The organism is Pseudomonas pharyngis (assembly GCF_021602345.1).
Classification (GTDB): Bacteria; Pseudomonadota; Gammaproteobacteria; order Pseudomonadales; family Pseudomonadaceae; genus Aquipseudomonas; species Aquipseudomonas pharyngis.
Genome location: NZ_BQID01000001.1, coordinates 404924 through 431456, shown reverse-complemented (window position 1 = coordinate 431456; position 26533 = coordinate 404924). Strand labels below are relative to the sequence as shown.

The 26533-nt window shown below is 62.1% G+C and carries 29 protein-coding genes; 17 read left to right on the top strand and 12 right to left on the bottom strand.

The window, feature by feature from the left end:
- Positions 1 to 13 precede the first annotated feature (13 nt).
- The 3 genes from L6D74_RS02015 to sutA all read left to right on the top strand — a co-directional run bounded on the left by L6D74_RS02015 (position 14) and on the right by sutA (position 2421).
- Positions 14 to 1351 (top strand): ammonium transporter, encoded by a 1338-nt coding sequence (locus L6D74_RS02015; RefSeq protein ID WP_007951904.1) that lies wholly within the window; start codon positions 14 to 16, stop codon positions 1349 to 1351.
- A 215-nt stretch (positions 1352 to 1566) separates the two neighbouring features.
- Positions 1567 to 1992 carry a secondary thiamine-phosphate synthase enzyme YjbQ gene (locus L6D74_RS02010; protein ID WP_039765261.1) on the top strand — a complete coding sequence of 142 codons (426 nt, stop codon included), beginning with the start codon at positions 1567 to 1569 and terminating at the stop codon, positions 1990 to 1992.
- Positions 1993 to 2094: 102 nt separating this feature from the next.
- The gene (gene sutA / locus L6D74_RS02005) at positions 2095 to 2421 is read left to right on the top strand and encodes a transcriptional regulator SutA (RefSeq protein ID WP_007964546.1); all 327 of its coding nucleotides are present in this window, start codon (positions 2095 to 2097) and stop codon (positions 2419 to 2421) included.
- A gap of 65 nt (positions 2422 to 2486) precedes the next feature.
- Here the strand turns inward: sutA and L6D74_RS02000 are convergent, their stop codons facing one another.
- Genes L6D74_RS02000 through lptM form a run of 6 tightly spaced genes read right to left on the bottom strand, consistent with a single transcriptional unit; the run spans position 2487 to position 7094 of the window.
- The gene (locus tag L6D74_RS02000) at positions 2487 to 3191 is read right to left on the bottom strand and encodes an HAD family hydrolase (protein ID WP_085667349.1); all 705 of its coding nucleotides are present in this window, start codon (positions 3189 to 3191) and stop codon (positions 2487 to 2489) included.
- The gene (gene xerC / locus L6D74_RS01995) at positions 3188 to 4087 is read right to left on the bottom strand and encodes a tyrosine recombinase XerC (RefSeq protein WP_007951897.1); all 900 of its coding nucleotides are present in this window, start codon (positions 4085 to 4087) and stop codon (positions 3188 to 3190) included. Before xerC ends, L6D74_RS02000 begins: the two co-directional genes overlap by 4 nt.
- A 2-nt stretch (positions 4088 to 4089) precedes the next feature.
- Positions 4090 to 4815 carry a DUF484 family protein gene (locus L6D74_RS01990; protein WP_007951894.1) on the bottom strand — a complete coding sequence of 242 codons (726 nt, stop codon included), beginning with the start codon at positions 4813 to 4815 and terminating at the stop codon, positions 4090 to 4092.
- A gap of 13 nt (positions 4816 to 4828) precedes the next feature.
- Positions 4829 to 5659, bottom strand: a complete 831-nt coding sequence (dapF, locus tag L6D74_RS01985) for a diaminopimelate epimerase (RefSeq protein WP_011336523.1) — start codon at positions 5657 to 5659, stop codon at positions 4829 to 4831.
- 4 nt (positions 5660 to 5663) lie between these two features.
- Complete coding sequence (gene lysA / locus L6D74_RS01980) at positions 5664 to 6911, bottom strand: diaminopimelate decarboxylase (protein WP_064600345.1); 1248 nt, start codon at positions 6909 to 6911, stop codon at positions 5664 to 5666.
- A 9-nt stretch (positions 6912 to 6920) separates the two neighbouring features.
- Positions 6921 to 7094, bottom strand: a complete 174-nt coding sequence (lptM, locus tag L6D74_RS01975) for an LPS translocon maturation chaperone LptM (RefSeq protein WP_082934452.1) — start codon at positions 7092 to 7094, stop codon at positions 6921 to 6923.
- A 239-nt stretch (positions 7095 to 7333) separates the two neighbouring features.
- On the opposite strand from lptM, the gene cyaY reads away from it, so the two are divergent.
- The 3 genes from cyaY (at position 7334) to rnk (ending at position 8434) form a co-directional block, all read left to right on the top strand.
- Entirely contained in the window at positions 7334 to 7666 is a 333-nt protein-coding gene (cyaY, locus tag L6D74_RS01970; RefSeq protein ID WP_007951887.1) for an iron donor protein CyaY, read from the top strand.
- A 4-nt stretch (positions 7667 to 7670) separates the two neighbouring features.
- Positions 7671 to 7895, top strand: coding sequence for a DUF1289 domain-containing protein (locus tag L6D74_RS01965; RefSeq protein WP_045121669.1), 225 nt, complete (start codon positions 7671 to 7673; stop codon positions 7893 to 7895).
- 128 nt (positions 7896 to 8023) lie between these two features.
- A complete protein-coding gene (gene rnk / locus L6D74_RS01960) occupies positions 8024 to 8434 on the top strand; it encodes a nucleoside diphosphate kinase regulator (RefSeq protein ID WP_236187561.1) in 411 nt (136 codons plus the stop codon).
- Between the two features lie 6 nt (positions 8435 to 8440).
- On the opposite strand, the gene L6D74_RS01955 is transcribed toward rnk, so the two are convergent.
- The 3 genes from L6D74_RS01955 to L6D74_RS01945 form a co-directional block, all read right to left on the bottom strand.
- Positions 8441 to 11284 (bottom strand): class I adenylate cyclase, encoded by a 2844-nt coding sequence (locus L6D74_RS01955; RefSeq protein ID WP_236187560.1) that lies wholly within the window; start codon positions 11282 to 11284, stop codon positions 8441 to 8443.
- A 194-nt stretch (positions 11285 to 11478) separates the two neighbouring features.
- Positions 11479 to 11724: a TIGR02647 family protein gene (locus tag L6D74_RS01950; protein WP_007951883.1), complete on the bottom strand. Its 246-nt coding sequence runs from the start codon at positions 11722 to 11724 to the stop codon at positions 11479 to 11481.
- 191 nt (positions 11725 to 11915) lie between these two features.
- Entirely contained in the window at positions 11916 to 12200 is a 285-nt protein-coding gene (locus tag L6D74_RS01945; RefSeq protein ID WP_064379885.1) for a hypothetical protein, read from the bottom strand.
- Positions 12201 to 12323: 123 nt separating this feature from the next.
- On the opposite strand from L6D74_RS01945, the gene L6D74_RS01940 reads away from it, so the two are divergent.
- Positions 12324 to 12983 (top strand): glutathione S-transferase family protein, encoded by a 660-nt coding sequence (locus L6D74_RS01940; protein WP_236187559.1) that lies wholly within the window; start codon positions 12324 to 12326, stop codon positions 12981 to 12983.
- A gap of 127 nt (positions 12984 to 13110) precedes the next feature.
- On the opposite strand, the gene argH is transcribed toward L6D74_RS01940, so the two are convergent.
- Positions 13111 to 14505 (bottom strand): argininosuccinate lyase, encoded by a 1395-nt coding sequence (gene argH / locus L6D74_RS01935; RefSeq protein ID WP_011336517.1) that lies wholly within the window; start codon positions 14503 to 14505, stop codon positions 13111 to 13113.
- 473 nt (positions 14506 to 14978) lie between these two features.
- Here argH and L6D74_RS01925 point away from each other — a divergent pair, with 473 nt between their 5' ends.
- The 7 genes from L6D74_RS01925 to L6D74_RS01895 all read left to right on the top strand — a co-directional run bounded on the left by L6D74_RS01925 (position 14979) and on the right by L6D74_RS01895 (position 21380).
- On the top strand, positions 14979 to 15725 hold the full coding sequence (locus L6D74_RS01925) for a LytR/AlgR family response regulator transcription factor (RefSeq protein ID WP_039765284.1): 747 nt from the start codon (positions 14979 to 14981) through the stop codon (positions 15723 to 15725).
- Between the two features lie 138 nt (positions 15726 to 15863).
- The gene (hemC, locus tag L6D74_RS01920; protein WP_236187558.1) at positions 15864 to 16805 is read left to right on the top strand and encodes a hydroxymethylbilane synthase; all 942 of its coding nucleotides are present in this window, start codon (positions 15864 to 15866) and stop codon (positions 16803 to 16805) included.
- A complete protein-coding gene (locus L6D74_RS01915) occupies positions 16802 to 17569 on the top strand; it encodes a uroporphyrinogen-III synthase (protein ID WP_236187557.1) in 768 nt (255 codons plus the stop codon). The genes hemC and L6D74_RS01915 overlap by 4 nt, the downstream gene beginning before the upstream one ends.
- Positions 17570 to 17585: 16 nt before the next feature.
- A complete protein-coding gene (locus tag L6D74_RS01910) occupies positions 17586 to 18728 on the top strand; it encodes a uroporphyrinogen-III C-methyltransferase (protein WP_236187556.1) in 1143 nt (380 codons plus the stop codon).
- A complete protein-coding gene (locus L6D74_RS01905) occupies positions 18725 to 19963 on the top strand; it encodes a heme biosynthesis protein HemY (RefSeq protein WP_210710250.1) in 1239 nt (412 codons plus the stop codon). Before L6D74_RS01910 ends, L6D74_RS01905 begins: the two co-directional genes overlap by 4 nt.
- Before the next feature lie 221 nt (positions 19964 to 20184).
- Positions 20185 to 20736, top strand: coding sequence for a disulfide bond formation protein B (locus L6D74_RS01900; RefSeq protein ID WP_064600326.1), 552 nt, complete (start codon positions 20185 to 20187; stop codon positions 20734 to 20736).
- Between the two features lie 185 nt (positions 20737 to 20921).
- Positions 20922 to 21380 (top strand): Rsd/AlgQ family anti-sigma factor, encoded by a 459-nt coding sequence (locus tag L6D74_RS01895; protein ID WP_007951863.1) that lies wholly within the window; start codon positions 20922 to 20924, stop codon positions 21378 to 21380.
- A 60-nt stretch (positions 21381 to 21440) separates the two neighbouring features.
- Here L6D74_RS01895 and L6D74_RS01890 read toward each other — a convergent pair whose 3' ends face one another.
- A complete protein-coding gene (locus L6D74_RS01890; protein ID WP_039765295.1) occupies positions 21441 to 22106 on the bottom strand; it encodes an FKBP-type peptidyl-prolyl cis-trans isomerase in 666 nt (221 codons plus the stop codon).
- A gap of 192 nt (positions 22107 to 22298) precedes the next feature.
- Between L6D74_RS01890 and L6D74_RS01885 the strand changes: the two genes are divergently transcribed.
- On the top strand, positions 22299 to 23471 hold the full coding sequence (locus L6D74_RS01885) for an AlgP family protein (RefSeq protein WP_236187555.1): 1173 nt from the start codon (positions 22299 to 22301) through the stop codon (positions 23469 to 23471).
- Here the strand turns inward: L6D74_RS01885 and L6D74_RS01880 are convergent.
- Positions 23468 to 23929, bottom strand: a complete 462-nt coding sequence (locus L6D74_RS01880) for a TIGR02444 family protein (RefSeq protein WP_236187554.1) — start codon at positions 23927 to 23929, stop codon at positions 23468 to 23470. The two genes, L6D74_RS01885 and L6D74_RS01880, sit on opposite strands and share 4 nt — an antisense overlap.
- Before the next feature lie 50 nt (positions 23930 to 23979).
- Here L6D74_RS01880 and L6D74_RS01875 point away from each other — a divergent pair, with 50 nt between their 5' ends.
- Positions 23980 to 25890 (top strand): ATP-binding cassette domain-containing protein, encoded by a 1911-nt coding sequence (locus tag L6D74_RS01875; protein ID WP_236187553.1) that lies wholly within the window; start codon positions 23980 to 23982, stop codon positions 25888 to 25890.
- Positions 25890 to 26471 (top strand): mechanosensitive ion channel family protein, encoded by a 582-nt coding sequence (locus L6D74_RS01870; protein WP_039765304.1) that lies wholly within the window; start codon positions 25890 to 25892, stop codon positions 26469 to 26471. The genes L6D74_RS01875 and L6D74_RS01870 overlap by 1 nt, the downstream gene beginning before the upstream one ends.
- Positions 26472 to 26533 lie beyond the last annotated feature (62 nt).

The window sequence follows — 26533 nt, the reverse complement described above, 5'->3', positions numbered from 1 at the left end:
AGGAGAAAACAATATGACTCTGCGTAAATTCGCAGGGCTAGGAGCCCTGTTGTCTATCGTAATGCCCGGCCTGGCCATGGCGGCAGACGAAGTGGCAGCCCCAGTCCTGAATTCCGGCGACACTGCCTGGATGCTTACTTCCACAGCCCTCGTGCTGTTCATGACCATTCCCGGCCTCGCGCTGTTCTACGGCGGCATGGTTCGGTCGAAAAACATTCTTTCCGTGATGATGCAGTGCTTCGCCATTACCGGTCTGATCAGCGTCCTGTGGGTCATTTATGGCTACAGCATCGCGTTCGACACCACCGGCATGGAGCAGGGCGTCGTCAACTTCAACTCGTTCGTGGGCGGTTTCGGCAAGGCGTTCCTTGCCGGTGTTACGCCAGCGAGCCTGACCGGCCCGGCGGCGCTGTTCCCTGAGGCGGTGTTCATCACCTTCCAGATGACCTTCGCGATCATCACCCCGGCGCTGATCGTCGGTGCGTTCGCCGAGCGGATGAAGTTCTCCGCGATGCTGATCTTCATGGGCATCTGGTTCACCCTGGTCTATGCACCGATCGCACACATGGTCTGGTCCGGCAACGGCGGCCTGATGTGGGACTGGGGCGTGCTCGACTTCGCCGGCGGCACCGTGGTGCACATCAACGCCGGTGTGGCCGGTCTGATCGCCTGCCTGGTACTGGGTAAACGCAAAGGTTTCCCGACCACTCCGATGGCGCCACACAATCTGGGTTACACCCTGATGGGCGCGGCGATGCTGTGGGTCGGCTGGTTCGGCTTCAACGCCGGTTCCGCTGCGGCCGCCAACGGCACCGCCGGCATGGCGATGCTGGTCACTCAGATCGCTACCGCTGCTGCTGCATTGGGCTGGATGTTCGCCGAGTGGATCACCCACGGCAAACCAAGCGCACTGGGTATCGCATCCGGCGTCGTTGCAGGTCTGGTCGCGATCACTCCGGCCGCTGGCACTGTGGGCCCGATGGGCGCCCTGGTGATCGGTCTGGCAGCAGGCGTGGTGTGCTTCTTCTGCGCCACCACCCTGAAACGCAAACTCGGTTATGACGACTCCCTGGACGCCTTCGGCGTGCACGGTATCGGCGGTATCCTCGGCGCGATCCTGACCGGTGTGTTCGCTGCACCGTCGCTGGGTGGCTTCGGCACCGTCACCGACATCGCCGCACAAGTCTGGATTCAGTGCAAAGGCGTCGGCTTCACCGTGATCTACACCGCCATCGTCACTTTCATCATCCTCAAGGTGCTGGATGCCGTGATGGGTCTGCGTGTGACCGAGGAAGAAGAATCGGTCGGCCTGGATCTGGCACAACACAACGAGCGCGGCTACAACCTGTAAGCACGCGCCGCAAAAAACTTGCCCGGCTTGCCGGGCATTTTTTTATCTGGAATTTGTCTTCCCTGATACAGCTGAAAGGATTTTTCGTACTGCTTTGGTCGTGTTTACGACGAGTGTTTTTCTGCGGCCAAAGGCTTACATCATTGAAGGAATATTAGGGCCTTTGTTTTTTTCCAGAGCGCGCTAGAATGCGCCCCGAACGTGCGGAGAACTGTATGTGGCAACAGACTCTGATAACCCTGCGGGCACGGCCCCGGGGCTTTCATCTGGTGACGGACGAGCTGCTCGCCGGTCTGCCTGAACTCAAGGCATGCCGTGTCGGTCTGTTGCATTTGTGGCTGCAGCATACCTCGGCGTCGTTGACCATCAACGAGAACGCCGATCCGGCGGTACGTCGCGACTTCGAACGATTTTTCAATCGTCTGATCCCACAAGGAACAGACGGCTATGAGCATAACGACGAAGGCCTGGACGACCTCCCGGCGCACTTCAAGGCCAGCGTGCTGGGCTGTCAGATCAGTTTGCCGGTAACGGCGGGCCGACTGGCACTGGGCACCTGGCAAGGCGTTTACCTGGGCGAGCACCGTGATCATGGCGGTGCCCGTAAAGTCCTCGCCACCTTGCACGGTGAAGGGGCATAAACCGTTGGTCACCAATGGTTACTGATTTTTTTCCGGCGACTTTCGACAGTCGCCAAAGCTGGTCTATAACTAATCTGCTTTTCGCAAGTCATGAGGTAGAACATGAGCGACGATGATCTGGAAAACGACGACCTCGAAGTAGGCGACGAAGACGAGGCCGAGGAAGGTCTGGAAGCAGCAGCGGAAGACGTTGCTGACGACGATGGCGGTGACGATACGCCGGCCCCGGCTGCCAAAGGCAAGGCCAAGGCTGCGGTGTCGGTCGACGAGTTGCCGAGCATCGAAGCCAAGAACAAGGAGCGCGATGCCCTGGCCAAGGCCATGGAAGAGTTCCTTGCGCGCGGTGGCAAGGTTCAGGAAGTGGAGGCCAACGTGGTCGCCGATCCGCCCAAGAAGCCGGACAACAAGTACGGCAGCCGCCCTATCTGAGGCGTGGCGCTTGCTTGCTGAAAAAGCCCGCCGTCGCTGCGGGCTTTTTTATGGGCGAAAGAAAATCAGCCGCGGCTGTTCCAGCGGGCGAGCACCGCGGGCAGATCGTTCAGGCTGCGAATCTCGGCATCCGGCAGGCGCTCCGCTTCCCAGACCTTGCCGGCGGGGTTGAACCAGATCGCACGCAATCCGGCCTGCTGCGCCCCGGCGATGTCGTCCCCCGGGTGATCGCCGATATGCACCGCCGCTTCGGCGCTGACACCACCACGTTGCAAAGCCTCATGGAACAGGCGCGCATCCGGCTTGGCGATGCCGATGTCTTCGGCGCACAGCGCAAACTTGAAGTAGTCCGCCAGTCCGAGACGACGGACATCGGCGTTGCCATTGGTGACCACCCCGAGGGCGTAATGCTTGGCGAGAGTTTCCAGAATCGGCTCGACTTCCGGGAACACCTCGATCTGATGCCGCGCATGCAGAAACACTTCAAAACTCTTGTCCGCCAGATCCGACGCTTCGCTGTGGGCGTATCCGGCTTCCTCCAGCGCATGGAACAGCACTCGCCGGCGCAGCGCGCTGATGCGGTGCTTGAGTCCCGGCTCGTTGGCCAGCACCCGTTCGCGGATCGACCACAGATGCTCCACCGGCACCGCGCCCAGATTCGGCGCATGTTCGCTCAGCCATTCGCGCAAAACCGCTTCGGCGCTGACGATCACCGGAGCGGTGTCCCACAGGGTGTCGTCGAGATCGAAGGTGATCAACTGGATGCTCATGAATCGTCGCCTTTCATGCGTTTGGCCCGTGGGTGGGCGCTGTCGTAGACCGCCGCCAGGTGCTGGAAGTCCAGGTGGGTATAGATCTGGGTGGTCTTGATGTCCGAGTGGCCGAGCAATTCCTGCACCGCGCGCAGGTCTTGGGAGGACTCGAGCAAATGGCTGGCGAAGGAGTGCCGCAGCATGTGCGGGTGCAGGTTCTGTCCCAGTTCGCGCTCGCCGGCCAGTTTGACCCGCACCTGAATCGCTCGCGGGCCAAGGCGTCTGCCTTGCTGGCTGACGAACACCGCATCGTCCGCCGGATTGGTCAGCGCCCGCAGCGGCAGCCATTGCTCCAGCGCTTCCCGGGCCTTTTTGCCGACGGGCAACAGGCGCGTCTTGCTGCCCTTGCCGAGTACCTGAACCATGCCGTCGGCCAGATCGAGCTGATCGAGATTGAGCCCGGTCAGCTCCGACAGGCGCAGGCCGGAAGAGTAGAACAACTCCAGAATTGCCTGATCCCGCCGCGCGAGAAAATCGTCCTCGACCGCACCTTCAAGCAGTTGCAGGGCGCGGTCGGTGTCGAGGGTTTTCGGCAGGCGGCGTTCGCCTTTGGGCGGTGCCAGGCCGGTGGCCGGGTCGTGGTCGCAGAGGCCTTCGCGATTCAGATAGTGATAGAGCCCGCGCACCGCCGAGAGCAGGCGAGCCAGACTGCGCGAGGACTGCCCCTGGGCATGCAGGCGGGCGATCAGGCTGCGCAGGCGCTGGATGTCCAGGGCCTGCCAGCTGCCGATGTTCTGTTTGTTGCACCAGCCGAGGACTTTGTCGAGGTCGCGGCGGTAGGCCGACAGCGTGTGCGGCGACACCTGCCGCTCACTGCGCAGGTGTTCGCAGTAAGCGTCCAGTTGTCGTTCCATGCTCAGCGTACCGAGCGCAGGGAGCTGTTGACCCGTGGCAGCACGCGACCCATGACTTCGGCGATGTAGCTGAGGAACAGCGTGCCGACCGAGCTCTTGTAGTGCTGCGGATCACGGCTGGCGATGGCCAGGATTCCGTGGATGCCCTGGTGGCTGACGGCGACCACGGCGGTGGAGCCGATCTGCTTGCGTTGCTCTTCGCCGAACAGGAAGTCGAGTTCGTGTTCACGCAGGCTGCCGCTGACGCTCTTGCCTTCGGTGAGCAGGCCGCCGATGGCGGTCTGCGCGTCGGCGTGGGTCACCCAGCGGCCGACCGGGGCCGGGTTGTCTCCGAGCAGGATCAGGCTGACGAAGGGCACCTGGAAATCCTGACGCAGGCTGTCTTCGACGCTGATCACCACATCTTCCAGGGTGGCAGCGTCCATCAGGGCGAGGATCAGGCGACGGGTCTTGTCGAACAGGCGATCGTTGTCCCGAGCGACGTCCATCAAGTGCGAGAGGCGGTGACGCATCTCGATGTTGCGGTCGCGCAGGATGGCCATCTGGCGCTCGACCAGCGAAACGGTATCGCCGCGCTGATGGGGGATGCGCAGGGACGGCAGCAGTTCTTCATGCTCGACGAAAAAGTCCGGATGGGCCTCCAGGTACGCGGCAACCGCTGCCGCCTCCAGGCTCTCGGACGCTGATTCACCGGACTGTCGGGCGGGTACCTGAGGCTTATCGGTCATGGCTTCTGCTCACTCAAAGACGCACTTGTCCTTCGTATACGCGCACTGCCGGGCCGGTCATCAACACCGGTTGGCCGGGGCCTGCCCACTCAATGGACAGGCGCCCGCCCGGCAGGTCGATCAACAGTGGCGAATCCATCCACCCCTGACTGATCGCAGCTACAGCAGCAGCGCAGGCACCGGTGCCGCAGGCCTGGGTTTCCCCGGCGCCGCGTTCCCAGACGCGCAGTTGTGCGCGGTGGCGGTCGATGACCTGGAGAAAACCGACGTTGACTCGCGCCGGAAAGCGCGGATGGTGTTCGATTTTCGGCCCCAGTTCATGCACCGGTGCAGTGTTGATATCGCTGACTCGCAGCACCGCATGGGGGTTGCCCATGGACACCGCCGCCAGATCGACCGGCGTACCGTCGACATCGACCTGATAACTCAGGGCCTGCTCCGGCGCCTGGAACGGAATGTCCGCTGGCACCAGGCGCGGGGCGCCCATGTTCACGCCGATCTGGCCGTCGTTACGCACGTCCAGTTCGATGATGCCGCCCTTGGTCTCGACGCGGATCTGCCGTTTGGCGGTCAGGCGTTTGTCGAGCACGAAGCGGGCGAAGCAGCGCGCACCATTGCCGCACTGCTCCACTTCGGAACCGTCGGAGTTGAAGATCCGGTAACGGAAGTCCACATCCGGATTGCTCGGCGCTTCGACGATCAGCAACTGGTCGAAACCGATGCCGGTGTGCCGGTCGCCCCACATTTTTGCGTGCTTGGGCTGAATATGCGCGTGCTGGCTGACCAGGTCGAGGACCATGAAGTCGTTGCCCAGGCCGTGCATCTTGGTAAAACGCAGCAGCATGGGGTTACTCCGGCAGCAGGCTTTCGCCGGCAAACAGCTCGGCCACGGTTTCGCGGCGACGCACTTCAAAGGCCTGATCGCCATCCACCAGCACCTCGGCGGCACGGCCGCGGGTGTTGTAGTTGGAGCTCATCACGAAACCGTAGGCACCGGCCGAATGCACGGCCAGCAGATCGCCTTCTTCCAGCGCCAGTTCGCGTTCCTTGGCGAGGAAGTCGCCGGTTTCGCAGATCGGGCCGACCACGTCGTACTTGCGTGCGGCGGTGTCGCGCGGTTTGACCGCGGTCACGTCCATCCAGGCCTGGTACAGCGCCGGGCGGATCAGGTCGTTCATGGCCGCGTCGACGATGGCGAAGTCTTTGTGCTCGGTGTGCTTGAGGTATTCGACTTGAGTCAGCAGCACGCCGGCGTTGGCGACGATGAAGCGGCCCGGTTCGAACACCAGCGCCAGATCACGGCCAACCAGACGCTCGCGCACAGCCTTGATGTAATCGGCAGCCAATGGCGGCTCTTCGTCGCGATAACGCACACCCAGGCCGCCACCGAGATCGATGTGTCGCAGGTGGATGCCGCAATCGCCAAGGCGATCGACCAGATCCAGCAGGCGATCAAGGGCATCGAGGAACGGCGGCAGAGTGGTCAGTTGCGAACCGATGTGGCAGTCGACGCCGACCACTTCCAGGTTCGGCAGGTGCGCGGCACGCACGTACACGTCTTCGGCGTCGGCGATGGCGATGCCGAACTTGTTCTCTTTGAGACCGGTGGAAATGTACGGGTGGGTGCCGGCATCGACGTCCGGGTTCACGCGCAGCGAGATCGGCGCGCGAACGCCCAGCTCGGCGGCGACCACTTGCAGGCGCTCGAGCTCGTCGGTGGATTCGACGTTGAAGCAGTGCACGCCGACTTCCAGCGCACGGCGCATGTCGTCACGGGTCTTGCCGACGCCGGAGAACACGATCTTGTCCGGGCTGCCGCCGGCTGCCAGCACGCGTTCCAGCTCGCCACGGGAGACGATGTCGAAACCGGCGCCGATACGGGCCAGGACATTCAGGACGCCGAGGTTGGAGTTGGCCTTGACCGCGAAGCACACCAGGTGCGGCATGCCGGCCAGCGCATCGGCGTAGGCCAGGTACTGGGCCTCGATGTGGGCGCGGGAGTAGACGTAGGTCGGTGTGCCGAAGCGATCGGCGATGGCGGACAGCGCCACACCTTCCGCGAACAGCTCCCCGCCACGGTAGTTAAAAGCGTCCATGGCGATCCCTTAGTAAACGTCGTGCTTGTGTGCCTTGGAGGCAGGCTGCTTTTGCGAAGACTGGGCTTGCTCGGCCGGGTCCTGATCTTCATCGGGCAGGTACAGCGGGCCTTTTTGACCACAAGCCGAAACAAGGCAGGCAACCGCGACGAGCGCAGCAAGGGAAGAGATCAGGCGCTTCATGGCGAAATCCTTGAAAATGCGTTAATTGCGCCGGAGTATACCGGCCACCCGGCAGCTTGCCTATGCGACGGAACTCCCGTCCGGCGGGGCTCGGGCTGCGGCGCGGAAACTTTTCCCGCGTGACGGGTGGATATTTCGTCGCCGGGCAGGGCGCTTGGTCGTTATCCTTTGCAATCGGCCGGCGGCGTCCGTATCTTGCGGCGCTTGAGCCTGATCAGACATTTTTTGAGGTTGCCGCAATGAGTTTGTCCGAAGCCCGTTTCCACGATCTGGTCGATGAAACCCAGGAAAAACTGGAAGACATCTTCGACGACAGCGACCTGGACATCGACATGGAGAACTCGGCCGGTGTGCTGACCGTCAAGTTCGAGAACGGCACGCAGCTGATCTTCAGTCGTCAGGAACCGTTGCGGCAGCTGTGGCTGGCCGCCGTGTCTGGCGGTTTCCACTTCGACTACGACGAAGAAAGCGAACGCTGGATGTGCGACAAGAGCGAAGAACAGCTGGGCGAAATGCTCGAGCGTATCGTCAAGCAGCAGGCCGGCACCGAATTCGATTTCGAAGGCCTGTGATTTCGTGACTGATACTGCGCCCGTCCGTCCGCCGAAGCCGCTCTACAGCAACGTCAGCCCAGCCGTGCCTTCGCCGTGCACCGGCGTGTGCCGGCTGGATGAGCAGAAGGTCTGCCTCGGTTGCATGCGCCATGTCGAAGACATTCGCGAGTGGCGTTCGGCCGATGACGAGCGCCGTCGGGTGATTTGTGCGCAAGCGGCTCAGCGCCGGCAGCTCGCCGGAGCGTAGCTTGTATATTTTTTGAGCTGTGGTAGTGTCCGGAAACGCCTCAACCCATCGAGGCCTGGTGAAAACCCCGTCTTTTTTGGCGGGGTTTTGCTTTTTTTGTGTGCAGAAGAAAGGAGTCTGCCCGGATCATGACCGCACCTTCCATCACCCTTACCCGTCTGGACGTGCAACGTCTGGAGCGCCTGATCGACAGCCTGGATGACACGCTGCCGGGCGTGATCGCGCTGCAAACCGAACTGGACCGCGCCGATACACTGGTCGGTCACGATGAAGTGCCTGCCGATGTCGTGACGATGAATTCCCGTGTGCACTGCCGCGAAGAAAGCAGCGGCAAGGACTACCACCTGACCCTGGTCTATCCGAAGCACGCCAACGCCGACGAAGGCAAAATCTCGATCCTGGCCCCGGTCGGCAGTGCGCTGCTGGGCCTGAAGGTTGGTCAGCACATCGACTGGCCGGCTCCGGGTGGCAAGACCCTGAAACTGACTTTGCTCGAAGTCGAATCGCAGCCGTCCAACGGCGGTGATTTCCCGGAGTAACCCGCGTCAGACCTGCTCGAGCGCCTCGTTCAGAGAGCGTTCAAGGTCGGCCTTGTAACGCAGATACAGATTGCTCGAACTCTGCCCGTCACCGATCACGCCCGACAGGTCCAGGTCGGTGATGTAGCAGCGGTAGCGCTCGGTTTCCCGGCGCTGCCCGACGATCTCCCGGGCGACCACGCTGAACAGCTGGTCGCCATGTTCCAGCTCGCTGAATTCCCGTTGATTGCAATACAGCGTGACCTGCACTTCGCCGGGTGCGGCTTTGCCGACGATCGCCTGCACGTCGTAGAACGGTTTGTTGACCGGCGTCTGCGGCGCCGGGCGCATTTCGACCCGTCGCGCGCGTCCCGGTCCTGATGGCAATAACTGGTAATACAAGATTTCAAGACTGGCGGCATGGTTCGAATCCATCGGCAGCAGCGCTTCGCGACGGAACTGGATCGACTGCAGGAACCGCTGCAATGGCACCAACAGGCTTTGCTCGTCGTGAAAGGGCAAGTGCTGTTGCCACAGCGCGTTGAACTCATCGAGCACGTACAGCTCGGCGGTTTTTTCGGTGATCCGGTAGAACACCTGAATGCATTCGGGCTGGCCCATCGGCAGGATCAACGCCAGGTCGTGGTCTTCCAGCGCCATCGGGTCCAGGTGCAGCGGGCTGTAGCGCGGCTGTTCCTCGCCCAGGTAATCGAGCAGCGCCGGCAGGGTGGCGAGGGCGACATGGCTGACCTGGCCCGGCACCAGTTCCAGCACGTGGTAATGCTGCTGCACCTGGATCAGGTAGCGGTGATTCAGGTCGCTGAGCAACAGGGTCTGCGCGGTGTCGATGATTTCTTCCACCCGGCGCGCGATGAATTGCGCGCGGTTGTGACAGAAGCAGCGCACTCGCAGCGAGGGTTGTTGCGCTCCGCGCGGCAGATTGTTGAGGTAATCGCGCAGGCAGTCCATCAGGGCATGCGGGCCATCGAAGCGGTTGACCAGCACTTCGTTCCAGCTGTTGAGCGTGACCTGATCCAAGGTCAACACCAGGTTCTCGCGCACACCGGCGTAGCTCAGCGAATCGGTACGCTCGGTGGTCATCAGGATGTTCAGGTCGCGGTGATGCTTGAGCGGATCGACCCCGACATTCACCAGCATCAAGACTTCGTTCGGTACGGCGGCGCGCAGCAGCGGTTCTTCGGCAACGGTCGGCAAGGGTAGGGGGATGCTCTGTTGCAGGCTGCCGAGCAGGTTGAACAGCTCGAACTCGCTCATGTCGCTGGTGCCGGGGTGCAGGGCCAGTCGGGTGCTGCTGTCGATCACGCCGTTGCGGTGGCACCAGGTCAACAATTCCAGCAACTCGCGGCTGCGCTTGATCGGTGCGAAGTGTTCCCACTCCAGCGCTGTCAGGCTGCCGTTGTAAAGGCCCCACTGGGTCTGGCCCGGTTCCTTTTTGTTCGGCGATTGCACCAGAGTCAGCGTGTCTTCGGCCAGGTCCGGGGCGATGCCGGGATTGATGAACTCGACCTTGTCCGCCTTGCGCTCGAACGCCGCATACAGGCGCCGTCCGAGAACGTTGAGGTCGCGCTTGTTGATCAGGCTGACGGTCTGCTCTGCGCGGGCGAACTGGGTCAGGAAGCGATAGCTGTAATTGAGTTCGTTGACCAGCGCCCGGCGTTCGGCGCTGACCTGGCGGACTTTCCACTGGCTGCGGCTGTCGAGCAGCGCCAGTTGCCGCTGATCCCAGTGCCATTCGCTGGCCAGTCTTTCCAGCAGTGAACGCTGCCAGCTCTGGGTGCGGCTGTTGCCGGTGAGCTTGCGGTTGACCTTGAGGTACAGCGCCCGTCGAACCAGCTCAAGGCGTTCCGGCTCATTGCGCGCAGTAAGGTATTCCTCGATCCGGCGGTAGACCACCATGTACGGATCCAGCTCGTCGAGATCCAGCCGGTTGGCGAACACCGCCTGCTTGAAGCGCAGGCTCAGGCACTGCACATGTGGATGCTCGCTGGCGTAGACCTCGGTCAGCAGCAGCTTGAGCACCGATTTGTAAGGTGACTCGATGCCCTTGAACAGTTGCCACAGCCCGGCGCCGACGAACTCGCCCGGCGGAATGTGCGCCATCGGCCCCAGGTCGAGGGTTTCATCGTTGCGGATGAAACGTTTGGAAATCAGGGTGTGGGTGTACGCGTCGTAGGCATGTTCTTCATAGACCGGCACCAGCCACCAGATCGGCGTGCGCCCGGCGAGCCAGATCGCGGTGCGGTAGAACTCGTCCAGCAGCAGATAGTGCTGGGTGGTGCCGCAATCTTCGGAGCTGAGTTGAGTGTCGCGTTCGCCTTTGACGAAACGCGCCGGGTCGATCAGGAAAAAGTGCGCTTCGGCCCCTTGGCTGGCGGCCCAGGTTTCGAGCAACTGGCATTTCTTGCGCAGTTCGGCCAGCTCACTGTCGCTCAGGTCGGGGGCGTGGCAGACCCACACGTCCATGTCGCTCTGGTCGGCCTGGGCCAGGGTGCCGAGGCTGCCCATCAGGAACAGGCCGTGAATCGGCCGTGGCGGGTTGCTGCCGTGACGCGGTTTGTAGGAGAACGAGCGGGTCAGGCGCTGGGCTTCGGCGAGCGCCTCGGCGTCAGGCTCGTAATTCGACAGCCCGGTTGGCGTGCTGCCCGAGACATAACCTGGCAGCAGCGGATGATTAACGTGAAAAAACAGCGGCAGCAGCGTCAGCACACTTTGCTGGCGCGTCGACAGTCCTTCCCGCGCCCGGTTCAGGCGGCCTTCATTGAGTTTCAGAAAGCGTGCACGTAGCTGGCTGAGTACCTTGCGGTCGATGCCTTCGTCGAGGTCGGGGCGGATTTCATGGGTGCGGGTCATGTCGGCTCAAACCGGCGCGCAGGGCTCGGAGGCAAGGGGTCTCGGGTGTCCGGGAGTTTAGCGCCTGAGCGGCAGGAGTTTTAAGCTGAATTTGTTTTTTGACGTCAGATTTCTATCGCGCGGTGATGGACGACGTTCATGGCTGGCCCGCGGAAATCCCGTGACAGGGGTTTCCGTGGGCAAAGTCGGGAGGATCAGGCGGTTTGCTGCTCTTTGAGAATCGTCAGTACGGTTTGCACGTTTTGTGCGGCATCGCGACCGAGGCTGGTCAGGTAACCGCCATCAGGCTGGTCTGTCAGTTCTTTTTCGAACAGGCGTTGTGCGGCGGCAATGTGCTTCGGGGCAGCGGTCTGATGAATTTTCAGACCTTCCTGGGAACTGTCCAGGTTGAAGAGTGCGAGGACTTCCAGTTCGGCAACCAACTCAGGGGTAAGCGACATAAGGACTCCAGACTTTCTAGGAATTGGACGACAGCGCCCCTAAGGTGAACCTGCCGGCGTGGCCTGTCCAGTGCGCGTGTCAGGGTTTTTGTCCCGGGGTGGATTCCAGTGTAGTCAGGGAGCGGCAGAAGACCGCGCAGATGGGTGACAAATTGTGTGGGAGCAGGCGGGCTCCCACAGGGCGGGGCCGTTTACTGCTTTTCCGGTGGCAGCTCGGGCAGTGCGCGCAGCGCGGTTTCGTACCACTCGGTATCGAACGCGCGGTCTTCGTCGAGCATCGCGTCAATTTCGTAGGCCAGCACGTGGGCCATCAGATTCAGGATGTCATCGCGTTCGTAACCGACCAGCGTCAGCTTGTTGAAGGTTGCCTTGGCCGCTGGCGGGTTGTCGCTTTCGATCTGGTTCTCGATCGCTTCGATCAGCGTCGATTCGGTGAACTCTTCTTCATCATTGTCGATGTCAGTCGGCTCGCTCATGGCAGGCTCCTCAAGGAAAGGCGCCAGTTTACCCGCATTCAGCGGCGTGATGCTGCTGGCACGAATACCCGGGGCGATCTATAAACAGGCACTGCCCACCCCGCACGGCCTGGAGGCTATGTGATGTTCAAGCTCTATGGATTCTCCGTCAGCAACTACTACAACATGGTCAAGCTGGCGCTGCTGGAAAAAGACCTGCCGTTCGAAGAGGTCACGTTCTACCCGACACCAACGCCGGAGTCCCTGGCCATCAGCCCGCGCGGCAAGGTGCCGGTGCTGGGGGCCGAAGGTGGCTACATCAATGAAACGATGGTGATGCTCGAATACCTCGAAAGCACCCAGAAGGGTGCTCCACTGCTGCCGGCCGAGCCGTTTGCCCGTGCTCAGGTGCTGGCAGTGGCCAAGGAGATCGAGCTGTATATTGAACTGCCGGCCCGTGCCTGCTATGGCGAGGCGTTTTTTGGCATGGCACTCCCGGAGGCGATCAAGGAGAAAACCAAGGCTGAATTGCTGCTGGGTTTTGCGGCGCTGGCACGTCACGGCAAGTTCGCTCCGTATGTGGCGGGCGACAGCCTGACTATTGCGGATTTGTACTTCCTCTACAGCGTGCCGTTGGCAGTTGCGGTGGGGCACAAGCTGTTCGGTCTGGATTTGCTGGCGCAGATGCCGAAGGCCAAGGCACTGCTGGAGCGGCTTGAGCTGAATCCGCACGTGCAGAAGATTGCGGCGGACAAGGATGCGGCGATGCCGGCGTTTTTGGCGATGATCGCAGCGAAGAAGTAATTTTTTGGAGTTTTCGAGATAGCTTTTGCGAGCAAGCCCGCTCCCACACTTGATCTCGATTGGACACCTGTTCGGTGTTCGCAGCAGATCAAATGTGGGAGCGAGCTTGCTCGCGAAGCTTTGACTTTTAGCGGCTGGCGATCAACGCCTGACCGCGAACCACGGCAGCCTTGACCTGCGCCGGCGCAGTGCCGCCGATGTGGTCACGGGCATTCACCGAGCCTTCCAGGGTCAGCACGGCAAACACGTCCTGCTCGATCTGGTCGCTGAACTGGCGCAGTTCTTCCAGGCTCATTTCCGCCAGATCCTTGCCGGTGTCGACGCCGTACTTCACGGCATGGCCGACGATCTCGTGGCAATCACGGAACGGCAGGCCACGGCGAACCAGGTAGTCGGCCAGGTCGGTGGCGGTGGAGAAACCGCGCAGCGCCGCTTCGCGCATGATCGCGTGTTTCGGTTTGATCGCCGGGATCATGTCGGCAAAGGCACGCAGCGAGTCGCGCAGGGTGTCGGCGGCGTCGAACAGCGGTTCCTTGTCTTCCTGGTTGTCCTTGTTGTAGGCCAGCGGCTGGCCTTTCATCAGGGTCAACAGGCCCATCAGGGCGCCGAATACCCGACCGGTCTTGCCACGTACCAGCTCCGGAACATCCGGGTTTTTCTTTTGCGGCATGATCGAGCTGCCGGTGCAGAACCGGTCCGGCAGATCGATGAACTGGAACTGCGCGCTGGTCCACAGCACCAGCTCTTCGGAGAAGCGCGACAGGTGCATCATCGCGATGCTCGCGGCCGAGCAGAATTCGATGGCGAAGTCTCGGTCGGACACGTTGTCCAGCGAGTTGCCGCCGACGGCGTCGAAGCCCAGCAGTTGCGCGGTGTATTCGCGGTCGATCGGGTACGTGGTGCCGGCCAGCGCGGCGCTGCCCAGCGGCATGCGGTTGGTGCGCTTGCGGCAGTCGACCAGGCGCTCGTAGTCGCGGCTGAGCATTTCGAACCAGGCCAGCATGTGGTGCCCGAAGGTCACCGGCTGAGCGGTCTGCAGGTGGGTGAAGCCCGGCATGATGCTGGCGGCTTCACGCTCGGCCTGCTCCAGCAGGCCTTTTTGCAGGCGGGTGATTTCGCTCAGGATCAGGTCGATTTCGTCACGCAGCCACAGGCGGATGTCGGTGGCGACCTGGTCGTTGCGGCTGCGGCCGGTGTGCAGCTTCTTGCCGGTGACGCCGATGCGGTCGGTCAGGCGTGCTTCGATGTTCATGTGCACGTCTTCGAGGTCGACGCGCCAGTCGAACTGGCCGGCCTCGATTTCGCCCTGGATGGTCTTCAGGCCATCGATGATGCTGTCGCGCTCGGCATCCGTCAGCACACCGACCTTGGCCAGCATGGTGGCGTGGGCGATCGAGCCCATGATGTCGTGGCGATACAGGCGCTGGTCGAAAGTGACGGAGGCGGTGAAGCGGGCGACGAAGGCGTCGACGGGTTCACTGAAGCGGCCGCCCCAGGACTGATTGGTCTTGTCAGTGCTCATGAATTCGCTCGTATCGGCTTGAAGAAAGAAGGCGTGAAACGCTGGCGCGGATAATAACAGGGTTGCCAATCCTGTCGCTGACACTGGTCGATACGTTTTTTTCTCATTCGCTCCGCCATAGTTGTCGGCGTCCCCGGGGGATTTGCGCAAGGATATTTTTCGATTGAGCAATATCGGCCCGACGAGCGTCTACAGTAGGACATAGGGGTCGGGTGACCACGGATCGGGCAAAGATCCGGCCACCGACTATAAGAAGAGAGAGGGGTGGGTGTATTGGCCATTGGCATACCCTGCGTAAAACGCAGTCGGCGACGGGCGTCGGGCGGTACGTTGCAGGTGTCGGCAAATATTGCCGGCCGACGTACGGCACTTTTTGGCGCTCGCGCTAGTCTTAGCGTGGATCGCGGTGACGGACGTCACTCCACTTGTCTACGCTATCCTTGTGCGAGACTCACGCAGGAATCCAGCGCAATATGAATGTCCTGATCGTTGATGACGAACCACTGGCCCGCGAGCGACTCAGCCGAATGGTGAGCGAGCTCGAGGGCTACACAATCCTGGAGCCCAGCGCCACCAATGGCGAAGAGGCGTTGGCACTGATCGACAGCCACAAGCCGGATATCGTACTGCTCGATATCCGCATGCCGGGCCTCGATGGCCTGCAGGTGGCTGCCCGTCTGTGCGAACGCGAAACCCCGCCAGCCGTGGTGTTTTGCGCAGGTCCCGATGAATTTGCCGTGGAAGCCCTGCAGGCCAGCGCCGTGGGCTATGTGGTGAAACCCGTGCGAACCGAACATCTGCATGACGCCCTGAAACGGGCTGAACGTCCCAACCGGGCCCAACTCTCGGCCCTGACCCGTCCTGCCGCCGAAAGCGGTAACGGCCCGCGCAGCCACATCAGCGCCCGGACCCGCAAAGGCATCGAACTGATCCCGCTGGATCAGGTGGTGTACTTCATTGCCGACCACAAATACGTGACCTTGCGCCACGAAGCTGGCGAAGTCCTTCTGGATGAGCCGCTCAAGGCGCTGGAAGACGAATTCGGCGAGCGCTTCGTGCGGATCCACCGCAATGCGCTGGTCGCCCGCGACCGCATCGAGCGACTGCAACGCACACCGCTGGGCCACTTCCAGTTGTTCCTCAAGGGCCTCAACGGTGACGCGCTGATTGTCAGCCGTCGACATGTGGCGGGTGTGCGCAAAATGATGCAGGGGCTTTAGTCCGCAGGCTCCGGGCGGTTCTTTGTTCATTTCACCAGGCATTGCAGGCCAGGGAGGCCACGCCGTATCTGATTCAGGTCAAAGTGGATTTGGCTGAGCTGTTATTATCCGCCGTATCTATTCAGTACGGATTGATCCATGTCCTCTCGCGAAATCCGCATCGCCACCCGCAAAAGTGCTCTGGCCCTCTGGCAGGCCGAATACGTCAAAGCCCGTCTTGAAGCATCCCACCCGGGCCTGCTGGTGACGCTGGTGCCCATGGTCAGTCGCGGCGACAAGCTGCTCGATTCGCCCCTGTCGAAAATCGGCGGCAAGGGCCTGTTCGTCAAGGAACTGGAAACCGCGCTGCTGGAAAACGAAGCCGACATCGCCGTGCATTCGATGAAAGACGTGCCGATGGATTTTCCCGAAGGCCTTGGTCTGTTCTGCATCTGCGAGCGCGAAGATCCCCGTGACGCGTTTGTCTCCAATATGTATTCCAGCCTCGATGCATTGCCCGCCGGCAGCATTGTCGGCACTTCCAGCCTGCGGCGTCAGGCGCAGTTGCTGACGCGCCGTCCGGATCTCGAGATCCGCTTCCTGCGTGGCAACGTCAACACCCGTCTGGCCAAGCTCGACGCCGGCGAGTACGACGCGATCATCCTCGCGGCAGCGGGCCTGATCCGCCTCGGTTTCGAAGATCGCATCACCTCGGCCATCAGCGTCGATGACAGCCTGCCGGCCGGTGGCCAGGGCGCCGTCGGTATCGAATGCCGCAGCGCCGACACCGAAATCCATGCCTTGCTCGCGCCCCTGCATCACGCCGACACCGCTGACCGTGTCACCGCCGAGCGTGCCCTCAACAAACATCTGAATGGCGGCTGCCAGGTGCCGATCGCCTGCTACGCCGTGCTCGAGGGCGATCAGTTGTGGCTGCGCGGTCTGGTGGGCGAGCCGAGTGGCGGCAAGCTGCTCAGCGCGCAAGCCCGTGCGCCGCGTGCGGCAGCCGAGACCCTGGGTGTGCAGGTGGCCGAAGAACTGCTGAGCCAGGGCGCCGACGATATTCTCAAGGCAGTCTACGGCGAGGCAGGTCACGAGTGACCGCCTGGCGCCTGCTGCTGACGCGCCCGGCGGAAGACTGCTCGGCGCTCGCCGCCGTGCTGGCCGAACAAGGGTTTTTCAGCAGCTGTCTGCCGCTTTTGGAAATCGCCCCACTGCCGGTCTCTGACACAATGCGTCGCACGATCACGCAACTGCCGCGTTACAGCGCGGTGATCGTGGTCAGCAAACCGGCGGCGCGGATCGCGGTGGATCTGCTCGACGCTCTGGGTCTGGCGACTCCTACGATGCCGTGGTTCAGTGTGGGTGCAGCGACCGCCGCTATCCTTCGGGATCGGGGGCTGGATGTGAGCTTCCCGGACGCGGGTGACGACAGCGAGGCCTTGCTGCAATTGCCGCGTCTGCTTGAGGCGGTGGCCGTGCCCGGTTCGCAGGTATTGATCCTGCGTGGGGAGGGCGGACGCGAGCTGCTGGCCGAGCGTCTGCGCGCGCTTGGTGCTAGTGTCGAATACTTGGAGGTGTACCGTCGCGACCTGCCGGACTATCCGCCGCAGGAGCTGCCCCGCAGGATTGCAGCGGAACGCCTGAACGGGCTGGTGGTCAGCAGTGGACAGGGTTTCGAGCACCTGCGCCAACTGGCCGGCGACAGCTGGCCTGCACTTGCGCGGCTGCCGTTGTTTGTTCCAAGCCCAAGGGTTGCCGAGCAGGCCAGTGCCGCCGGGGCCCGAACAGTTGTGGATTGTCGCGGCGCCAGTGCCGCGGCCTTGCTGACGGCGTTACGGGAGCATCCCGTGCCCGTTCTCTAATGCAAAGGATGGATACGTGAGCGAAACAGCCTTGCCTAAAGATGACGTTCAACCTGTGATCGATGCACCGGTTGATGCACCGCCACCGGCCGCGGAACCGCGCCGAGGCAACGGATTGGCCATTCTCGCGCTGCTGCTCGGCGCTGCCGGTGTTGCGGTGGGTGGCTGGGGTGTGTGGCAGGTGCGACACCTGCAGACCAGCACTCAGAATCAGTTGAATCAGGTTCAGGCGTTGAACGATCAGGCACAGACCCTGAAGCTTAACGAGCAACGACTGACCGAGCGCCTCGGGCAATTGCCCGGTGCCGATGAACTTGCCGAACGCCAGCGTCTAGTGACCCAGCTTCAGGGCGATCAGCAACGCCTCAACCAGCGTCTGGAAACGGTCCTCGGCGCCAGCCGCAAGGACTGGCGGCTGGCCGAGGCCGAGCACTTGCTGCGTCTGGCCAGCCTGCGTCTTTCCGCCCTGCAAGACATCAGCAGCGCTCAGGCGCTGGTCCAGGGTGCCGATGAAATCCTGCGCGAGCAGAATGATCCCGGTTCGTTCGCCGCCCGCGAGCAAGTGGCGAAAACCCTGGTGGCGCTGCGCAGTACCGAGCAGCCGGATCGCACCGGGCTGTTCCTGCGCCTGGGCGCCTTGCGCGATCAGGTCGTCGGCCTCACCGAGCTGGCGCCGGAATACAAGGATCGCGGCGATTCGCTGCTGGGCCTGACCTCCGATGGCGACGGCGCCAGTCGCTGGGCGCAGTGGTGGGATCAGATATCGCGCTACATCCGCATCGATTTCAACGCCGGCAAAAACGTCCGGCCGCTGCTTGCCGGCCAGAGCCTGAGCCAGGTGCGTCTGGCCCTGAGCCTTACGCTCGAACAGGCGCAATGGGCTGCGCTCAACGGTCAGGCGCCGGTGTACACCCAGGCGCTGGCCGAAGCGCGTGACGTCCTCACGGGCAACTTCAATCCGGACAACCCGCAGAGCAAAATCATGCTCGAGCAGGTCGCGGAATTGAGCAAGCAACCGGTTACCGTCAACACGCCGGATCTCGCTGGAACCTTAAGTGCGGTGCAGGCCTATCTGGAGCGCCGCAACGTCAACGCCGAAGACTCGGTGAAACCCTTCGCCAAACCGGCTGCCAGCACCGCGCAGGAGGCGACACCATGAAGCGCCTGTATGTGATCGTGTTTCTGGTGATCGCGGCGACGGCGGCGCTGGGCCTGGCGATTGCCGAGCATTCCGGTTACGTGCTGGTCGCCTACAAAAGCTTTCGTTATGAATCGAGCCTGTGGGCGACCCTGGCGGTGGTGGCGGTGCTGTGGCTGCTGGTCTGGGGCATCAAGGCGCTGGTCGAGCTGGTGCTGACTTCAGGCGGCGTGGTCAATCCGTGGTCGCGTCGTAACCGCAGCCGACGCGTGCAGGTAGCAATCGAGCATGGTCAGCTCGACCTGGCCGAAGGCCGCTGGGCCAGCGCCCAGCGTCACCTGTACCGGGCCGCTGAAGCCGAGCGTCAACCGTTGCTGTATTACCTGGGGGCTGCTCGAGCCGCCAACGAACAAGGCAACTACGAGGAAAGCGATCGCCTGCTGGAACGCGCCCTCGAGCGTCAGCCGCAGGCCGAGCTGGCGATCGCCCTCAGCCATGCGCAGTTGCAGACCGATCGTGGCGATACCGATGGGGCGCTGGTCACTTTGCAGGCGATGCATGAACGCCATCCGCACAACGTCCAGACCCTGCGCCAGTTGCAGCGCCTGCATCAGCAGCGCGGTGACTGGTCGTCCGTGATTAGGCTGTTGCCGGAGCTGCGCAAGGACAAAGTCCTGCCACCGTCCGAATTGACCGAACTCGAACGTCGCGCCTGGGGGGAAAACCTGTCCCTCGCGGCCCAGCGTGAAGAGGACGGCGCCGTCGGTTTACAGTCGCTCAACCGCGCTTGGCAGCAACTGACGTCTGCCCAACGCCAGGAGCCGGCGCTGGTGCTGGCCTACGCCGAGCAGTTGCGCCAGCTGGGTGCTCAGGTCGAAGCGGAAGAAGTGCTGCGCACGGCGCTCAAGCGCAAGTACGACAGTCATCTGGCGCGTCTCTACGGTCTGGTGCGCGGCAGTGATCCGGCGCGTCAGTTGCAGACAGCCGAAGGCTGGCTCAAGGATCATCCGGGCGATGCCAGCCTGCTGCTGACGCTGGGACGCCTGTGCCTGCAAGCCAGTCTGTGGGGCAAGGCGCGGGACTACCTGGAAAGCAGTCTGCGAGTGCAGCGCAATCCGGAAGCGTGCGCCGAGTTGGCGCGGCTGCTGGCCCGGCTCGGTGACACCGAACGCAGCAATCTGCTGTTCCAGGAAGGGCTCGGTATGCTGGATGAGCGCCTGCTGGCTGCACCATTGCCGGTAGCCGCTCGAGCATGATCAGAAAGGGGGAGCGTTGCTCCTCCATTTCTTTCCCGGTGACTGAATTGTTACCGGTAAATCCCCTCCCGAGCAAAATCCTACAGTGGGCTACACCGAATCCTTCGGTGCCTGTCGGGATTTCCCTACACTTCTGATGAAGTGTCGCCAGTGACCTGCCTTGAAAGCCCGAGGCGCTTTCCTCTACCGTAACTGCCTGTCTTTATTGTTACGGATAAGCCATGTCGTTGGCCTGCTCACGCTCCCTGTTCTTTATGGCTTTCACTGCGGGGATTCTGGCCCTGGGAGCTTCTTATTATCTCGAATACGCGGTCGGTCTGGTGCCCTGCAGCCTGTGTCTGGTCCAGCGTCTGTTCATGTGTGTGCTCACCATTTTTTGTGGTGTGGCGGCGGTCCATGGGCCGCAGCGTGTCGGTCTGTCGCTGTACTGGATGATGGCGTTGCTGACCAGTCTTGGCGGGATGACGGCGGCCTGGCGACAGGTGCTGTTGCAAAGTGATTCCCTGCAAAGGCTGGCGCATTGCGGGCCAGGGCCGGAGGAAATGTTCAGCAGCCTGCCGTGGTTATGCGCACTGATGCGTATGTTCAACGACACTGCCGATTGCACGGAGTTGTCCTGGACACTGTTCGATTTGAGCATTCCGGAGTGGAGCCTGCTGTTCTTCGTGGGGATGTCGATCCTTGCCGCTTACCAGTTGCTGCGACAGGTCTGGATGGCTTTACAGCGACCACTTAGCGGCCAACCGTCGCACCCGGCGCTGGTCAGGGATTAAACACTTGTATGAACTTTCTCTCCTGCGTACCTTGAAGCCATAGGCGTGCGGGCATAATCTGGCCCGCACGTGTCATTGGAATTGTGTTGCTCGATGACGCTCTGCCTGGCCGCCTCTCAAAGCAATAGCCACAAGAAGAGGCGCGGGTGTAGGGCAGCATGACCCACAAGGGAAGAGAGATCACCATGCTCGAAAGTTGTCAGAATGCTCAGGAACGTTGGGGTGGAGTTCATCTGCTGATCGACCGCTGGCTGCAGGAGCGTGAAGAATTGATCGCTGCCTATGACAAGCTGGGCGCCAAACCTCAGGCGCTGTCCGAGGATCGAAAGCCTTTGCAGGAATTCTGCGGTGTGCTGGTCGATTATGTCTCGGCCGGCCACTTCGAGATCTACGAACAGCTGACGGGCGAGGCCAAGGCCTTCAACGACAAACGCGGCCTGGAACTGGCCGAGACGATCTATCCGCGGATCGATGTCATCACCGAAAAGCTGCTCGCGTTCAACGACCTTTGCGATGAAGGCAAATGCGTTGCGGAGAAATTCAAGGAGCTGGGCGGCCTGCTCCACGAGCGCTTCGAACTGGAAGACTGCCTGATCGAAGTGCTGCATACCGCACACAAGGAAGAGGATTCGGTTCAGGCCTGAATCGAACCTCGCAAGAACCAGAAACGGTGCGCCCACAGCGCACCGTTTTTTATTGGGCGATCAACTGGTCGCGCCGCGTAATTCCACTTCGAACACCAGTGGTGTGAATGGCGCGATCAAGTCGCCGGCACCGTCGGCGCCGTACGCTTGATCCGATGGAATCACCAGACGCCACTTCGCGCCGACCGGCATGTTTTGCAGCGCGGTGCGCCAGCCGGCGATCACGCTGTCGAGATTGAACCACTGCGGCTGGCTGTTCTGATCGAACACGGTGCCGTCCGGCAGTCGGCCGATGTACAGCACCTGCACTTTTCCATCCGGGCCGGCCTTCGTGCCATTCCCCGGCGCAAGCTCGGTCAGCAGGATGCCGTCGGCCAGCTCCTTTACACCCGGTTTGGCTTTTTCGGCGGTGAGAAAACGTCGCTCGTTTTCCATCGCCGCTTCAGTCGAAGGCATCGCCGCCTGCTCGGCTGTCTGCGATTCGTGATCGGCGAGGATCTGCTCGATGCGTGCCTCGCTCAGTGCCAACGGCTTGCCTTGATAGGCCTGCTGCAGACCTTCGATCAACGCCTGGATCTGCAGCTGCGGCACTTCCTGACGCAGTCGTTCGCCGAGGCTGGCGCCGAGGCTGTAAGCCAGATCATGAGCATCATTCGCGGTGGTTTTTTCGTCGGCCTGAGCCACGGAAAAAATCATGCAGAGGGATAAAAAAAAGTAGCGCGACATGGGCACTCTCCATCCTGAATTGCGGTGGATTATGCCAGCGCGAACGTCTGCAACGGTGAACTGCTTTTGCCAATGCGCAGAAGTTTTTTGCAAGCCTGCAACCGAGTGCTTTCGATACTGTCAACATGCCCTAGCGGCGGTAGCAGCAGAGGTCTAGTATGAGCCGCACTCACGTCAGCCAGGAGGTAAACCATGTCGGCCACCAAGAAGCCTGTAAACACTCCGTTGCATTTACTCCAACAACTCTCGGGCAGCCTGCTCGAGCATCTGGAAAACGCTTGCTCCCAAGCCTTGGCTGATGCTGAAAAACTGCTCGCCAAACTGGAAAAGCAACGCGGCAAGGCACAAGAAAAGCTGCACAAATCCCGCACCAAGCTGCAGGACGCAGCAGCAGCCGGTAAAGCCAAGGCGCAGACCAAGGCCAAGGCTGCCGTGAAGGAACTCGAAGACCTGCTCGATGCGCTGAAGGAACGTCAGTCCGACACCCGCAGCTACATTCTGCAACTCAAGCGCGATGCCCAGGAAAGCCTGAAACTGGCCCAGGGTGTCGGTCGTGTTCAAGAAGCCGTCGGCAAGGCGCTGTCCCTGCGTTCGGCTAAACCTGCAGCGGCACCTGCGAAAAAAGCAGCCGCCAAACCTGCTGCAAAAGCACCGGCCAAGGCTCCTGCAAAAGCGCCAGTGAAAGCCACTGCAAAACCAGCCGCGAAGAAACCCGCAGCCGCCAGCGCTGCCAAACCTGCGGCCAAAACCACAGCAGCCAAACCAGCTGCCGCCAAGTCAGCTGCTGCAAAACCAGCCGCCAAACCTGCGGCGAGAACTGCTGCTGCGAAAGCGGCTCCAGCGAAAACTGCCGCTGCGAAACCTGCTGCCAAGCCAGCTGCCAAAGCAGCCGTTAAAGCCGCCGCTAAACCAGCTGCCAAAACAGCTGCTGCCAAGCCTGCGGCGAAAACCGCTGCCAAACCGGTTGCTGCCAAACCTGCGGCCAAAGCGGCAGCGAAACCAGCGGCCAAGCCTGCGGTAAAAGCTGCGGCCAAACCCGCTGCAAAACCAGCGGCCAAACCGGCTGCCGCCGCCAAGCCTGCAACGACCGCCGCCAAGCCAGCGACCACCGCTAAACCGGCCGCCAAGCCAGCAGCGAAACCTGCTGCAAAACCTGCGGTGAAAAAACCTGCCGCTGCCAAGCCGGCTGCCGCGAAACCCGCTGCAGCAAAACCGACCGCTGCTCCTGCTGCCAAACCTGCCGCACCGGCAACTCCGGCTGCGACCGCTGCACCTGCACCCGCCGCCACTACCTCGACCACCGCAACCACGTCATCGTCGGCGCCGGTGTCGAGCGTCGCCAGCAACCCGTCCAGCGCTTCCTAAGCGCCGGTCGCCGCGACGCGCAGCACTTGCAGCGCGTCGCGGTTCAGGTTGGCCGCAGGGCCGGCCAGCACTTCCAGCCAGTCACTCGATTCCTTTGAATGACGCTTCCAGCCTTGCGCGGCGCCTTCCAGTCGCGACAGAAGAGCACGTTCCGCTTCCAGTTCCAGTCCCTTGATCTGCTCGCGCATCCCCTTGAGCACCGGATCGGTTTCGGCCAGCGCTTTCCACTGCATGCGCAATGTGCGCAACGGTTGCACCACCTCCCGGTCCCAAGGCTCTGTCAGTTCAAGAAGTTGCCGGGCTCGCACCTCGTTGCAGGTGGCATCGCGTTGTTCCAGCCATAAACCGCACAGCATCAGGCACACGTTGGCCCCCGCCGATTGCAGGCGCAGGCAGGCATCCTCCACGCCGGGACGGGCGTAGACGGCAAGGGCAAAGCTCCACAGGTCAGAGGACATCGTGCTACTCGCGCCAGTTGCGGGGGAAGCTGGTAGACTCCGCCGCCATTATGATCCGACTTCAGAACCTGACTTTACAGCGTGGCCCGCAACGTCTGCTAGAAGACGCCGAGCTGACCCTGCACGCCGGCCACAAAGCCGGCCTCATCGGTGCCAACGGCGCCGGCAAATCCAGCCTGTTCGCCTTGCTCCGCGGTGAGTTGCACCCGGACTCGGGCGACTGCCTGCTGCCGTCCGACTGGCGTATCGCCCACATGCGCCAGGAGGTCGACACGCTCGAGCGCCTGGCGGTCGACTATGTGCTCGACGGTGACCTGCGCCTGCGCGAAGTGCAGCGTGAGCTCGCAGCGGCCGAAGAGGCCCACGACGGCACTGCGCTGGCCCGCCTGCACGCCGAGCTCGACAGCGCCGACGGCTACACCGCCGATGCGCGGGCGCGCAAGCTGCTCGCCGGCCTCGGTTTCACCAACGAGCAGATGGATCGTCAGGTAGGAGATTTCTCCGGTGGCTGGCGGATGCGTCTGAACCTTGCGCAGGCTTTGATGTGCCCATCGGACCTGTTGCTGCTCGACGAGCCGACCAACCACTTGGACCTCGACGCCATCATCTGGCTCGAAGAGTGGCTGAAAAGTTACCCCGGCACCTTGCTGCTGATTTCCCACGACCGCGATTTTCTCGATGAAGTCGTCGATCACGTGGCTCACGTCGATCAGCGCAAGCTGACGCTCTACCGTGGCGGCTACACCGCGTTCGAACGCGCCCGTGCCGAGCGTCTGGCCCAGCAGCAACAGGCCTACGAGAAGCAGCAGGCGCAGCGTGCGCACATGGAAAGCTACATCGCCCGGTTCAAGGCCCAGGCCACCAAGGCCCGTCAGGCCCAGAGCCGGATCAAGGCGCTGGAGCGCATGGAAGAGCTGTCGGCGGCCCACGTCGATTCGCCGTTCGACTTCGTGTTCCGCGAGTCGACCAAGATCTCCAGCCCGCTGATCGATCTGTCCGATGCGCGTCTGGGTTATGGCGAGAAAACCGTGCTGGAGAAGGTCAAGCTGCAACTGACCCCCGGCGCGCGGATCGGCTTGCTCGGCCCCAACGGCGCGGGCAAGTCGACCCTGATCAAGAACCTTGCCGGCGAACTCGAACCACTGGCCGGGCGCCTGACTCGCGGTGAGAACACCGTGGTCGGTTACTTCGCTCAGCATCAACTCGACTCGCTGGATTCCAAGGCCAGCCCGTTGCTGCACTTGCAGCGTCTGGCGCCGACCGAGCGCGAGCAGACCCTGCGCGATTTCCTTGGTGGTTTCGACTTCCGCGGCGCACGGATCGACGAACCGGTGCTGAATTTCTCCGGTGGCGAAAAGGCCCGTCTGGCTTTGGCGCTGATCGCATGGGAACGGCCGAACCTGCTGCTGCTCGACGAACCGACCAACCACCTCGACCTGGAAATGCGCCTGGCGCTGACCATGGCGTTGCAGGAATTCAGCGGCGCGGTGTTGGTGGTTTCCCACGATCGGCATCTGCTCAAGAGCACCACCGACAACTTCTTCCTGGTCGCGGACGGCAAGGTCGAGGAGTTCGACGGCGACCTTGAGGACTACGCCCGTTGGCTGGTCGAGTACCGTCAGCGCAACGCCCCGGTCAGCAACACACCGGTCAACCCGGACAAGACCGACAGAAAGGCACAGCGCCAGGCCGCCGCTGCGCTGCGTCAGCAACTGGCGCCGCACAAACGCGAGGCGGACAAGCTCGAAGCCGAGCTCGGCAAGCTGCACGAGAAACTGGCGAAGGTCGATGCCAGCCTCAGCGACAGCGACCTCTACGAGCCGGCGCGCAAGAACGAACTGCGTGACCTGCTGGCCGAACAGGCCAAGCTGAAAGTCCGCGAAGGCGAACTTGAAGAAGCATGGATGCAAGCGCTGGAAACGCTGGAAAGCATGCAGGCGGAGCTGGAGGCGTTGTCCTGATGGAAGCTTTCAAACTTCCATTGCCGGCGATGTGGGCCGAGCCGATCTGGCTCGGTGTGCAGATTCTGCTGATCCTGCTGGCCGGTTACTTCGCCCAGCGCGTCGTCGCCCGATTCCTGACTCGCCTGGGCGAGAAGTATCCGTTCCCGCCGCAGTTGCTGATGCCGCTGCGCGGCGGTCTGCGCTGGCTGATCATGGGTAGTGCGCTGATCTTTGTGCTGGAGCGTCTCGGGGTGTCGGCCACGGTGCTCTGGACCGCGCTGTCGGGCTTCGTCGCGGTGGCGGCGGTGGCGTTCTTCGCCATGTGGAGCGTGCTGTCGAACCTGCTCTGCGCGATTCTGATCTTCACCGTTGGCCCGTTCCGTCTTGGCGATGTGGTCGAGTTGGTCGATACCACCGACAAACCCGGCGTCAAAGGCCGGGTGGTGGCGATCAATCTGCTCTACACCACGCTGATCGAAGCCGAAGAACTCGGCACCGGCAGCGCCATGGTGCAGGTGCCCAACAGCCTGTTCTTCCAGCGTTCGGTGCGCCGCTGGCGCGGCACTGATGTGTTCCCTTCCAGCGGTTTCGAAAAGTGATCGGACGCCGGCCACATTGGTCGGCGCCCGCAACATCCTGCAAAAAATCGGTAGTCATCCAG